The sequence below is a fragment of the Raineyella sp. genome, assembly GCF_034933565.1.
Classification (GTDB): Bacteria; Actinomycetota; Actinomycetes; order Propionibacteriales; family Propionibacteriaceae; genus Raineyella.
The window spans coordinates 17,702-30,299 of sequence record NZ_JAYFNG010000044.1 but is presented as its reverse complement, the minus strand read 5'-3'; the positions used below and the strand labels follow the sequence as shown (position 1 = coordinate 30,299).

Genomic DNA, 12,598 nt, shown 5'->3' with positions numbered 1-12,598 from the left:
CCCCCCACTCTGCATTTACACGACCTCTGCAATTACACGACCTCTGCATTTACACGACCGGCATCTACACAACAGCCCCCCACACCCCGCACAGACCGACGGGCACCCCCGCCCCTTCGACAACCCACCCGCCCGACGGGCACCCACCAACCGAAGGGCCCCCGGCCGGGCACCCACCAGCTGAGGCCTGCCGCCCGACGGACCGTCGGCCGAGGGGAAGGCCCGGGGCCGTCAGGCGGATGAGCGCGGCCGGCCGCACCGCGGTCTGGGATAGGGTCGGCATGTGGCAGATGACGACGTGATGGCCGAGCTGGGGCGCCTGCGCGCTTCCATCGACAATATGGACGCCGCCCTCGTGCACCTTCTGGCGGAGCGCTTCAAGATCACCCAGCGCGTGGGGGTGCTCAAGGCAGCCCACGATCTCCCTCCGGCGGATCCAGTTCGCGAGGCCGAGCAGATCCAGCGGCTGCGTGCGTTGGCCGAGGAATCGCATCTGGATCCCGAGTTCGCCGAGAAGTTCCTGTCTTTCATCGTCTCTGAAGTCGTGCGTCACCACGAGGCTCTCCGGCGGGATCGCCCCGGAGGCTGCTGATTCCACACACCCAGGCCAGGACGTGTCCTCCACAGCACCCCGTCACCAATGGCCTGTCCGCGTCCAAGCCTGAGCCGCCGGACGTGAGAACACAGGCTGAGCACTTGGGCCTGAGCACCTGGGCTCTGAAGCACCTCGGTGGCCGGGACCCCGGGTAGCCGGCCGGCGCTCTTCGTGCCCAGACACCGTGGTCGACCGACACGCTCCCTCGCCAGGACACTCCACAGCCGACCGGCGCCCCGTACGGAAATGTCGCGATGTTGCCGTGTGGCCCTTGACACCGCTGCGTTGGCTGGGGATGGTCGACTCAGGTGCGGTGTGACCGATATCTCGTTTTCCTGCCGGCCATTCCGCCCTGGCGTTCCCCCCGACGCGACCCTGTCTACATCGTTGTGGAAGGAATGGTCATGCATCAGCCCGGTTCGCCTCCACGAAGGCGACGGCGAGCACTCGCGATGGTCGCAGCAGCCGCACTCGCGGCGACGACGGCCGTGAGCGGTTGCTCTTCGGCAAAGGGGGCCGGCGCCCCCACTCTCACCTGGTACATCAATCCGGACGACGGCGGTCAGGCCCAGATCGCCCAACGGTGCACCGCCGCTGCGGGCGGGCGGTACACCATCCAGACATCCCTGTTGCCCCGCGACGCGAGTGCGCAACGCGAGCAGCTGGCCCGCCGGCTCGCCGCCGGCGACTCCTCCCTGGACATCATGAGCCTGGACCCACCCTTCATGCCCGAACTCGCCGAGCCCGGTTTCCTGGCCCCCGTCCCCGCAGCCCTGGCCGCGTCGTCGACCAAGGACGCCGTCCAGGGCGCCATCCAGGCAGCCACCTGGAAGGGGAAGATCGCCGCCGTCCCGTTCTGGGCCAACACCCAGCTGCTCTGGTACAAGAAGTCTGTCGCCGCACAGGCCGGACTCGACATGAGCAAGCCGGTCACCTGGGACCAGCTGATGACGGCGACCGAGCAGACCGGCAAGCAGCTGGGTGTGCAGGGGATCCGCTCGGAGTCGATGACGGTGTGGGTCAACGCCCTGTACGAATCGCAGGGCCAGAGCATCCTCGAGAATCCCTCTGCGCCGGTGGCCGACTACCGACTCGGGCTCGACAGCCCCGCTGGTCAGGAGGCGGCCCGGATCGTCGGCACGATCGGGACGAAGGGCCTGGGCGGCCCCGGCATCGCCACCCAGAACGAGAACGTGACCATGCAGAACTGGCAGGGCGCCAACGGCTCGTTCATGGTCAACTGGCCGTTCGTCTACGCGGCCACCCAGAGCGCCGTCAAGCAGGGCACCGTCAAGCAGTCGTTGCTCGATGACATGGGCTGGGCGCTCTACCCGCGGGTGAAGGCCGACGAACCGACCGCACCGCCCTTCGGGGGCATCGTGCTGGGCGTTGGCGCCAGGAGCAAGCATCCGGACCTGGCGTTCGACGCGGTCTCCTGCATCGTGTCCCCGCAGAACCAGGCGTACTACTTCGTCTCCAACGGCAACCCGCCGGCCGACAAGTCCGCGTACGACGACCCGGAGGTCCGGGCCAAGTACCCGATGGCCGACACGATCCGCGAGTCGCTCGACCTCGCCAAGTCCCGGCCGCAGACCCCGTACTACAACGAGATCAGCACCTCGATCCAGCAACGCTGGACCCCGCTGGCCGGCGTCACGGCCTCCACACCGAAGCAGACCCAGGACTTCGTCCAGGCCGTGCTGAGAGGAGAGCGGCTGCTATGACCACCACCGTCGACACCGCGGAGGTGACCGCGGCGAAGGCCGTACGACCCCCGCTGACCGAGCGGGCGAAGGGCGAGCGCCGCCTCGGCTGGACGCTCGCCGGGCCCGCCTTCGTCATCATGATCGCCGTGACGATCTACCCGATCCTCCAGGCGATCTACGACTCGCTGTTCAACTACCGACTGACGGCCCCCGCGGACCGCAGGTTCGTCGGCCTGGCCAACTACGGCGTGGTGCTGACCGATCCGATCTTCTGGCGCGACCTGGGCGTCACCGTGCTGATCACCGTCGTCACCGTCGTCGTCGAGCTCATCCTCGGGTTCCTGCTGGCCCTGGTCATGAACAACGCCATCCGAGGGCTCAAGGGCTGGCTGCGTACGGCCATCCTGGTCCCGTACGGCATCATCACGGTGGTCTCGGCCTTCGCCTGGTTCTACATGTTCGACATCAACTCGGGCTACGTGAACAAGTGGTTCGCGTGGCTGCCGGGCATCGGGCCGAACTTCGACTGGTTCGGCTCCACCGCCCCGGCGCTGTTCGTCATCATGGCGTCCGAGGTCTGGAAGACGACACCGTTCATCTCCCTGCTGCTGCTGTCCGGGCTGGCGCAGGTGCCCAGCGAGCTCACCGAGGCGGCCAAGGTCGACGGCGCCACCTGGTGGGAACGGATGAGCCGGGTGATCCTGCCGAACATGAAGGCGGCGATCATGGTCGCCGTGCTCTTCCGGGCACTGGATGCCTTCCGGATCTTCGACAACATCTTCATCATGACCAACGGTGCGTACGGCACCGAGGCGCTCTCGCTGCTGGCCTACCGGACCTCGATCGGACGGTTGGAGATCGGACTCGGCTCGGCCGTGTCGGTGATCCTGTTCCTCCTCGTGATCCTCATCTCGGTGATCGCCATCAAGGGCTTCCGGGTCGACCTGGCCGGACGAGGAGTGAAGTGACATGAACAGCCTCTCCGCCAGGCAGAAGACGCTGTGGGCGTTCATCGCGATCGTGGTGCTGCTCTACACGCTGTGGCCGCTGATCTCGATCCTGGTCACCTCGTTCAAGGCGTCATCCGACGTGACGTCGGGCAACTTCCTGCCTGCCAACTGGGTCGGCGACAATTACGAGAGCCTCTTCGCGGGGGCCGCCAAGAGCCTCTTCCTGCCGGCGCTGCGCAACTCGATCGGGATCTCGTTCATCGCCACGGCGATCGCAGTGGTCCTCGCGACGTTCTGCGCATACGCCATCGCCCGGCTCGACTTCCCGGGCAAGCGGCTCGTCCTGAACACCGCCCTGGGGGTGTCGATCTTCCCGATCATCTCCCTGACCACACCGCTGTTCAACCTGTGGCGCCGGATCGGTCTGTACGACACCTGGCCGGGCCTGATCATCCCGTACCTCTCGCTGACCCTGCCGATCTCCATCTACACGCTCGCCGCGTACTTCCAGCAGATCCCCTGGGATCTCGAACGGGCCGCGCAGGTCGACGGCGCGACGAACTGGCAGGCGTTCCGCAAGGTGATCGTCCCGCTGGCCGCGCCGGGGGTGTTCACCACTGCGATCATCGCCTTCTTCATCGCCTGGAACGACTTCGTGTACGGCATCTCGCTGACCTCCACCTCGGCGGCGAGACCGGTGCCCGCCGCGTTGGCGTTCTTCACCGGGGCGTCCCAGTTCGAGGAACCGACCGGGGCGATCGCCGCGGCCGCGATCGTGGTCACCGTCCCCGTCGTCATCGTCGTGATGCTCTTCCAGCGGCAGATCGTCTCCGGCCTCACCCAGGGTGCGGTCAAGGGCTGACGCCCCCCGCCCCGGCACGCCAGCACGTCCCACCACAGTCAAGGAACAAGCCATGGCCCAGATATCCCTCAAGAACCTCGTGAAGACGTACGACGACGGCTTCACGGCCGTCAAGGGCGTCAGCCTCGACATCGCCGACGGCGAGTTCATGATCCTCGTCGGCCCCTCCGGCTGCGGCAAGTCGACACTGCTGCGGATGATCGTCGGACTGGAGGACATCACCTCCGGCGACCTCACGATCAACGGCGCCCGCGTCAACGACGTCCCGCCCCGCGACCGCAACCTGTCGATGGTCTTCCAGAACTACGCCCTCTACCCCCATCTGACGGTCTACGAGAACATCGCCTTCCCGCTGCGGCTCAGCAAGAACAAGCTCCCGGCGGCCGAGCTGGACAAGCGGGTGCGTGACGCCGCGGACATGCTGGACCTGCGCGACCACCTCGAGCGCAAGCCGGCCAACCTCTCCGGCGGACAGCGCCAGCGCGTCGCGATGGGGCGCGCGATCGTCCGGCAGGCCGACGCGTTCCTCTTCGACGAGCCGCTCTCCAACCTGGACGCGAAGCTGCGCGGCCAGATGCGCTCCCAGATCGCCCAGCTGCAGCGCCGGCTCGGCACCACCTCGGTGTACGTCACGCACGACCAGACCGAGGCGATGACGCTGGGTGACCGGGTGGCGGTGCTCAAGAAGGGCCTGCTGCAGCAGGTGGGCAGCCCCCGGGAACTGTACGAGCAGCCGGTCAATCTGTTCGTCGCGGGGTTCATCGGATCACCGTCGATGAACTTCCTGGCCGCCCATGTCGAGGGCGACAGGCTCGCCACCCCGCTCGGCGCCCTGGTCGTACCGGATCGCGTCCTCGCCGCCGCCCGCGGCAAGCAGGACGTGATCGTCGGCATCCGTCCCGAGTTCTTCGAGGACGACGCACTGGTCGACGACGCCGCCCGACCGTACGGCACCACGTTCGAGGCGACCCCGAGTCACACCGAATGGCTCGGCAACGAGCAGTACGGCTACGTCGACTACGAGCAGGATCCGAAGGTCCAGGCGTTGATGGACGAGCTGGCGCGTGACCTCGACCAGGACGAGATGCCCGCCAACGTCGTGGTGACCCTGAACTCGTCGAGCCGGATCCGCGGCGGCCGTCCGGCCAGGTTGTGGGTCGACACCCGGCATGTGCATGTCTTCGACCCCGCCAGCGGCGCCAACCTCACCCGGGACGCCGCGGCCGGAGCGGAACTCACCGCCCACGCCGCGGAGGAGCGGGTCTCGGAGATCGCGGCCGCGAAGGGCTGAGCGGAATCCGCACGGGCCCGGGTCGGGAAGCGATGCTTCCGGACCCGGGCCCGTGATGGTCCCGGCACCGACGTGGTGTCCCTGGGACGGTGTCTTTGGCTGGTGTCGCTGGGCTGGTGCCGTTGGGATCGAGGTCTCAGACGAGGCCCTCGAAGAGCACGGTGGACAGGTAGCGCTCACCGAAGTCGGGCAGCAGCACGACGATCGTCTTGCCGGCGTTCTCCGGGCGGGCCGCGACCTCGCCGGCGGCCTTGAGCGCGGCGCCGGAGGAGATGCCGACCAACAGGCCCTCCTGGGTGGCGGCACCACGGGCGAACGTCACCGAGTCCTCGGTGTTGGCCGTGATGACCTCGTCGAGGATGTCGCGGTTGAGGATGTCGGGGACGAAGTTCGCGCCCAGGCCCTGGATCTTGTGCGGGCCGAAGCGGCCCTCGGACAGCAGCGGGGAGTCGGCCGGCTCGACGGCGACGATCTGCACCTCGGGCTTCTGCGACTTGAGGAACTCACCGGCACCGGTGATGGTGCCGCCGGTGCCCACGCCGGCGACGAAGACGTCGACCCTGCCCTCGGTGTCGTTCCAGATCTCCGGGCCGGTGGTGCGGCGGTGGATGTCCGGGTTCGCCGGGTTGGCGAACTGGCGGGCCAGGATGCCACCGCGCTCGGCGGCGATCTCCTCGGCCTTGGCCACCGCGCCCTTCATGCCCTCCTTGCCGGGGGTCAGCACCAGCTCGGCGCCGTACGCACGCAGTAGCGCCTTGCGCTCGTTGGACATGGTCTCGGGCATCGTCAGCACGACGTTGTAGCCGCGGGCGGCCCCGACCACGGCCAGGGCGATGCCGGTGTTGCCGGACGTGCCCTCGACGATGGTCCCACCCGGCTGCAGCTGGCCGGACGCCTCCGCCGCGTCGATGATCGCCACGCCGATCCGGTCCTTCACGGAGTTCGCGGGGTTGTAGTACTCCAGCTTCGCGTACACCGTGGCCGCCGTGTCGCCGAACAGGCGGTTGATGCGGACGAGCGGGGTGTTGCCGAAGGCCTGGGTGACATTCTCGAAAAGCGCCATGGGCCAGTAATACACCAACTTATGGTGTGTATTCAAGTCGCCTATACGTGATGTGCTGTCCCCGGGCACGGCGAGTGGCGCGGAGGCGAGGCCCTAGACTGCGGCACATGGCAGATCAGACAGCGAGCGGCGCCGCGGGGGCGGAGACCCACGACACCGTCATCGTCATCGACTTCGGTGCGCAGTATGCCCAGCTCATCGCACGCCGCGTCCGTGAGGCCCGGGTCTTCTCCGAGATCATGCCGCACACGGCCACCGCCGCCGAGGTCGCCGCCCGCCACCCCAAGGCGGTCATCCTGTCCGGCGGCCCCCAGTCGGTGTACGCCGAGGGTGCCCCGCAGGTGGATCCGGCACTGTTCGACACCGGCATCCCGGTCTTCGGCATCTGCTACGGGTTCCAGGCGATCGCCGCCACCCTCGGCGGCGACGTGGCCCGCACCGGCCTGTCGGAGTTCGGGCGGACGCCGACCACACTCACCGAGCCCGGCACGCTGCTGCGCGGCCTGCCCGCCGATTTCCGTACCTGGATGAGCCACGGCGACGCGGTACAGGCCGTCCCCGCCGGTTTCACCGCCCTGGCCCACACGGCCGGGGCGCCGGTCGCAGCGTTCGAGGACCTGGGACGCCGGATCGCCGGGGTGCAGTGGCACCCCGAGGTGATGCACTCCGAGCACGGCCAGGGCGTCCTCGAGCACTTCCTCTATGACATCGCCGGCTGCCGTCCCGACTGGACCCCGGCGAACATCGTGGAGGACTCGATCTCCCGGATCCGGGAGATCGTCGGCGACAAGCGCGTGCTCTGCGGCCTGTCCGGCGGAGTCGACTCGGCCGTCGCGGCCGCCCTGCTGCGCCGGGCGATCGGTGACCAGCTCGTCTGTGTGTTCGTGGACCACGGGCTGCTGCGCGAGGGCGAGGCGGAGCAGGTCGAGAAGGACTTCGTCGCCGCGACCGGGGTGAACCTGGTGGTGAAGGAGGTCGCCGACGTCTTCCTGCGGGAGCTCGCCGGGGTGACCGATCCCGAGACCAAGCGCAAGATCATCGGCCGGGAGTTCATCCGCGCGTTCGAGGCGGCCACCCGTGAGCTGAACGAGGACGAACCGATCGAGTTCCTCGCCCAGGGCACGCTCTACCCGGACGTGGTGGAGTCCGGTGGTGGTGACGGTGCGGCCAACATCAAGTCCCACCACAATGTCGGGGGGCTGCCCGACGACCTGCAATTCAAGCTCATCGAGCCGCTCCGTACCCTGTTCAAGGACGAGGTCCGGGCGGTCGGCACCGAGCTGGGGCTGCCCGAGGAGATGGTCTGGCGCCACCCGTTCCCCGGTCCGGGCCTGGCGATCCGGATCATCGGTGCGGTCGACGAGGAGCGGCTGGCATTGTTGCGCAGAGCCGACGCGATCACCCGCGAGGAGGTCCAGTCCGCCGGGCTGTACCGTGACATCTGGCAGTTCCCGGTCGTCCTGCTGGCCGATGTGCGCTCGGTCGGCGTGCAGGGTGACGGGCGTACGTACGGACACCCGGTCGTGCTGCGCCCGGTGACCAGCGAGGACGCCATGACCGCCGACTGGGGCCGGCTGCCGTACGACCTGCTGGAGAAGATCTCCACCCGGATCACCAACGAGGTGCGCGAGATCAATCGGGTGGTCCTCGACGTGACGAGCAAGCCGCCGGGCACCATCGAGTGGGAGTGACCCGCCGTGGCCCGCACCGTGACGACAGCCTCGCACGGTGACGGGTAGGAGGCGGTGCTGACGGGGACGGGCCGGGCGGTCCGTCCCCGTTCTGCGTGCCCGGGCCGACGTCCCCGTGCGGGCCGATGTCTTGGTCTTCGTGTGAGTGGACGTCGTCATGGGAGCCGATGTCCCATGCGGGCTGTCCTCCGGCCGGGCGGATGCCTGCTGGGGCCGATGCCTGCCGGGCCGATGCTTCTCGTGTCGGGGCCGGTGGGCTCGGCGGTCAGCTGCGGTTGCCGCCGGCCAGCAGGCCGATGACGCCGATCACCACCAGCGAGGCGGGAGCGGCGACGCTGATCAGGTCACGGTCGAAGGGGTGTATCATCCGCGTCCACAGGAAGGCTCCGCCGTAGATGATCGCCATCATTCCCAGGACGAGGGACAGGACATCGGTGCGCCGGCGGGGGCGACGTGGGGGAGTAGGACGGGTGGTCATGGAGTCATCACCACCAGTTCGCCGAGGTCGGTGGAGCCGTTGATCGTGATCGTCGGGGCCCCGGGGCGGCCCGGGACGAGGACGGACGTGGTGCTGTTCCGTTGCTGGGAGGACACCGTGGTGGTCGCGTCGCCCAGCTGCAGTGTCCCCACCCCGACATTCGCATTGACGACCACCCGATCCTCGGCCGGGACCAGGATCGTCAGCGAACCGGCTCCCAGGTGCGCGTTGTAGGTCACGTCCTCGGTGACGCCCAGCTGCGACAGATCGACGGTCACCCGGCCGAAGTCCCAGTTGTCGGTGGCGGGCAGGGCCTGCGCGTCCGTGTACTCCACCGCCACCGGCGCGGTCGTCGTGACCTGGCGCTCCATCAGCTGCGGATGGTCGTGCTGATAGCCGCCGATGGTCGCCACGAGCCCCAGGATGACGGCGGCCGTGATGAGGCCGCGGGGCCGGCCCACCCAGGCGCCGATGACCAGCGCACCGCCGACGACGACCAGGGCGGACGCCGCCCAGACGAAGGCCGGCACCGGATGGCCGGTCGAGGCGAGCAGGGACAGGGCGGTCCAGAGCAGGCCCACCGAGGTCAGGGTGACCAGCGAGAGCGTCCGCTTGCCCACCCGTTGCGGATCGGGCAGCCGGGCGGCGCGGGGTGTGGGCGGCGGTGGGGCGTACAGGCCGATGGGGTCGGGGTGGGTGAGGTACGCATTCATCTGGGCGTCGTACGCCCCGCGCCCATGGCCGCCCGCATCACCGGGGCCGGCGGGTGATGCCGTCCCGGGCACCGGGCGGACGGTCGTCCGATCCCGGTCCGTGTCCGAGGGGACGACCCGGTCCGTGTCCGAGGGGGCCACGGGGGTCGCCGCTCGGACGGCGGTCGGTACGTCACCCTCGGGCCAGGACGCCGTGGCCCGAGGGGCGCCGAACGGCTGTGCGGGATCGAGCGGTGAGTTGGTCGGGTCGGTCGGCCGTCCCTGTGGCCCCGTTCCGTACGCCTGGCCGGTGCCGTACGGGGCGTCGGAGCGCTGCGTCTGAGCGAGTGGCACGACCGGTGGGACCCGGCGGCGAAGTCGACGCTCACGGCGCGGACGGTGCACGCCGAAGTAGTAGACCAGGCCCAGAACGATCGCCGGGAACAAGGAGAGCGAGGTCACGCTGCCAAGGGCAGCGGCCACGGCGACGACGGCCAGGGCCACGGCACTGATCAGCACCCAGCGCGGCGCGCGGGTCAGCGCCGGGAAGGTCTCCAGGAGCGGGCCCCGCTCATGTCCCTCGAGCGGGATGAGCACCCAGCCGGCGAGGTAGAGGACCACGCCCATGCCCGAGCTGACCGCGAGGACCACAGCAGCGACCCGGATGATCAGGGGATCGATCCCGGTGCGGTCGGCGATGGCGGCACAGACGCCCGCGATCGGTGTTCCCGTCGCGGGTCGATGCATGCTGATCGCCGGCTCCATGACCCCATCCTGTCTCGGGTCCGTGGAACGGACCATCGGGCACATCCCCCATTCTCTCCGGGCGGAGGGCATCCGGGGATGGCTTTGTCGGTGGTGCGTGGTTTGCTGGATGCACCATGGATGATCTCTCGGCCACCTCGGGGGACCCCACCGGCGCGGGCACCTCCGCGCCCGGGTCGGGGTCCGGCCCCGCCGTCCCCGCGGGAGGTCCGCTGATGCCCGCTGACGGTTCACCGGGGCAGTCGGGTGGCGTCCCGGGCGCTGTTCCGCCGTCGGGAGCACCGTCAGTCGCCCGGCGGTCGGGGGCCCCGCCGTCCCCGCGGTCGGGCGTCTCCGCGGCTACCGCACCGTCGGGAGCCGGCGCGGAGCCGGCGAGACACCGCGCCTACCGGGTCGACGACGGGCGCTGGCTGGGTGGTGTCTGTGCCGGCCTGAGCCAGCATCTCGGGTGGCCGGTGATGCTGCTGCGGCTGGCGTTCGTGGGGCTGACGATGACCCAGTTCGTCGGCGCGATCGTCTACGCGGTGCTGTGGGTGGCGCTCCCGCCCGAACCGCCCCGGGCCACCGCCCCCGGGCTGGAGTCCGCGGCCCGTACGGGCGCCCGGACGGTGACGCCGCGGGCGCGTCGCCGGATCGACATGGGCTCGGCGCTGGCGATGGCCCTCTTCGGGGGTGGGGTGCTCTGGCTGGTGCAGATGACCCGCTTCGGCATGCCCTGGGCGTTCTTCTGGCCCGTCATGCTGGCGAGTGCCGGGGTCGCGGTGATCTGGCGCGAGGCCGACTCGATGGGCACCTGGCGGAGCAACCGAACGGCCGGCGGGCAGGCCCGCTCGCGGGTCGACCGGCTCGGCTCGCTGCTCGGGGCGCTCAGCGGGCTGCTGCTGTTGGCCTCGGCCTTCGTGCTGGTGGTCCCCGACCAGGCCCGGCGCGGCGGCCCGTCGGAGCTGATGATGATCCTCATCCTCGGTCTCGGCGGTGTGGCGGTGGTCGGTGCACCGTGGTTCTTCCGGACCAGGGCGGAGCTGGACCGGATCCGGGAGGAGAAGATCCGGGCCGATGCCCGCGCCGACATGGCGGCCCACCTGCACGACTCGGTGCTGCAGACCCTCGCCCTCATCCAGCGTCAGGCGCACGACCCGCGGGCCGTGGCGCGGCTGGCCCGGCGGCAGGAGCGGGAGTTGCGTGAATGGCTGTACGGCCGCCCGCCGGACGACACCACCTTGGCCACTGCCGTGCGGCGCGCCGCGCTCGAGGTGGAGGACGAGCACGACATCGACGTCGAGCTCGTCACGGTCGGGGACGCGACGATGACCCCGGACCTCGATGCGCTGGTCAAGGCGGCCCGTGAGGCGATGGTGAACGCCGCCAAGCACGCCGGGGTCGGCAGGGTCGATGTGTACGCGGAGGTGCTGGAGACTACCGTCGAGGTGTTCATCCGCGATCGTGGGCAGGGATTCGACCCCGATGACATCGACGCCGATCGGCAGGGGGTCCGCCGCAGCATCATGGAACGGATGGAGAGGCACGGTGGGCGGGCAACGATCCGCTCGGCGCCGGGCCAAGGGACCGACGTACGACTGGAGATGACACGATGACGACCCATCAACCGGATCCGCAGCCAGGCGACGACGAGGGCACCGCCCCCCGTGAGGGGCTCCGCACCGGAGCCTTGCGCGTGGTGGTGATCGATGACCACGACATGTTCCGCGCCGGGGTGAAGCACGAGATCGGTGCCCGGGTGACGATCGTCGGCGAGGCCGCCGACGCGCCCGGCGCCGTGCAGACCATCCTCGCCACCGATCCGGACGTGGTGCTGCTCGACGTCCATCTTCCCGGCGGCGGAGGGGTCGAGGTGCTGCGGCAGGTCCACCAGCGCCACCCTGACGTACGTTTCCTGGCGCTGTCGGTGTCGGATGCCGCCGAGGACGTCATCTCGCTGATCCGTGGCGGGGCCCGAGGGTACGTGACGAAGTCGATCAACGCCGATGAGCTGATCGAGGCGATCGAGCGGGTCGCCGGCGGTGATGCGGTCTTCTCCCCGCGACTCGCCGGGTTCGTCCTGGACGCCTTCTCCGGGTCGATCGACGTGGCCAGCGTCGATGAGGAGCTCGACAAGCTGTCCCCCCGGGAACGGGACGTGCTGCGGCTGATCGCCCGCGGCTACTCGTACAAGGAAGTGGCCAAGGAGCTGTTCATCTCGGTGAAGACGGTCGAGACGCACGTCTCGAGCGTGCTCCGCAAGCTGCAGCTGTCCAACCGCCACCAGCTCGCGCGCTGGGCGAACGACCGCCGCCTGGTCTGACCGGCCCGCCACCCTCCGCCGCGCGTCGAACAGCGTGGCGTGCTGAGTGGTGCCAGGAACCGAACGGTACGGGACATCGAGCGATGCCGGACCCCGGACAACACGGCACACCGAGGAGCGCCACGTACGAGGAGCGCAAGTACGAGGAGGCCGAGCACAGTCCGAGCCCCGGCCGGCGATCCGGTCGGGGCTCGAACGTCAGG

General features: G+C 69.5%; 11 protein-coding genes. 8 read left to right on the top strand and 3 right to left on the bottom strand.

The annotated features are described in order from the left end of the window. Positions 1 to 283 precede the first annotated feature (283 nt). The 5 genes from VB059_RS12155 to VB059_RS12135 all read left to right on the top strand — a co-directional run bounded on the left by VB059_RS12155 (position 284) and on the right by VB059_RS12135 (position 5,404). Positions 284 to 592 carry a chorismate mutase gene (locus VB059_RS12155; RefSeq protein WP_323422290.1) on the top strand — a complete coding sequence of 103 codons (309 nt, stop codon included), beginning with the start codon at positions 284 to 286 and terminating at the stop codon, positions 590 to 592. A gap of 455 nt (positions 593 to 1,047) precedes the next feature. Next, positions 1,048 to 2,319: an extracellular solute-binding protein gene (locus VB059_RS12150; RefSeq protein WP_323422289.1), complete on the top strand. Its 1,272-nt coding sequence runs from the start codon at positions 1,048 to 1,050 to the stop codon at positions 2,317 to 2,319. After that, the gene (locus tag VB059_RS12145) at positions 2,316 to 3,269 is read left to right on the top strand and encodes a sugar ABC transporter permease (RefSeq protein ID WP_323422288.1); all 954 of its coding nucleotides are present in this window, start codon (positions 2,316 to 2,318) and stop codon (positions 3,267 to 3,269) included. The genes VB059_RS12150 and VB059_RS12145 overlap by 4 nt, the downstream gene beginning before the upstream one ends. A gap of 1 nt (position 3,270) precedes the next feature. Continuing rightward, positions 3,271 to 4,113, top strand: a complete 843-nt coding sequence (locus VB059_RS12140) for a carbohydrate ABC transporter permease (RefSeq protein WP_323422287.1) — start codon at positions 3,271 to 3,273, stop codon at positions 4,111 to 4,113. Between the two features lie 52 nt (positions 4,114 to 4,165). Next, positions 4,166 to 5,404, top strand: a complete 1,239-nt coding sequence (locus tag VB059_RS12135; RefSeq protein ID WP_323422286.1) for a sn-glycerol-3-phosphate ABC transporter ATP-binding protein UgpC — start codon at positions 4,166 to 4,168, stop codon at positions 5,402 to 5,404. 136 nt (positions 5,405 to 5,540) lie between these two features. On the opposite strand, the gene cysK is transcribed toward VB059_RS12135, so the two are convergent. Then, positions 5,541 to 6,467: a cysteine synthase A gene (cysK, locus tag VB059_RS12130; protein ID WP_323422285.1), complete on the bottom strand. Its 927-nt coding sequence runs from the start codon at positions 6,465 to 6,467 to the stop codon at positions 5,541 to 5,543. A 107-nt stretch (positions 6,468 to 6,574) separates the two neighbouring features. On the opposite strand from cysK, the gene guaA reads away from it, so the two are divergent. Next, positions 6,575 to 8,158 (top strand): glutamine-hydrolyzing GMP synthase, encoded by a 1,584-nt coding sequence (gene guaA / locus VB059_RS12125; RefSeq protein ID WP_323422284.1) that lies wholly within the window; start codon positions 6,575 to 6,577, stop codon positions 8,156 to 8,158. Positions 8,159 to 8,423: 265 nt separating this feature from the next. On the opposite strand, the gene VB059_RS12120 is transcribed toward guaA, so the two are convergent. Both VB059_RS12120 and VB059_RS12115 read right to left on the bottom strand, forming a co-directional pair. Continuing rightward, on the bottom strand, positions 8,424 to 8,636 hold the full coding sequence (locus tag VB059_RS12120) for a hypothetical protein (protein ID WP_323422283.1): 213 nt from the start codon (positions 8,634 to 8,636) through the stop codon (positions 8,424 to 8,426). Then, entirely contained in the window at positions 8,633 to 10,093 is a 1,461-nt protein-coding gene (locus tag VB059_RS12115) for a PspC domain-containing protein (protein WP_323422282.1), read from the bottom strand. The genes VB059_RS12120 and VB059_RS12115 overlap by 4 nt, the downstream gene beginning before the upstream one ends. A 215-nt stretch (positions 10,094 to 10,308) precedes the next feature. On the opposite strand from VB059_RS12115, the gene VB059_RS12110 reads away from it, so the two are divergent. Together VB059_RS12110 and VB059_RS12105 are read left to right on the top strand one after the other, a co-directional pair. Next, entirely contained in the window at positions 10,309 to 11,688 is a 1,380-nt protein-coding gene (locus VB059_RS12110; protein ID WP_416339558.1) for a PspC domain-containing protein, read from the top strand. Continuing rightward, complete coding sequence (locus VB059_RS12105; RefSeq protein ID WP_323422280.1) at positions 11,685 to 12,395, top strand: response regulator transcription factor; 711 nt, start codon at positions 11,685 to 11,687, stop codon at positions 12,393 to 12,395. Before VB059_RS12110 ends, VB059_RS12105 begins: the two co-directional genes overlap by 4 nt. Positions 12,396 to 12,598: the final 203 nt, after the last annotated feature.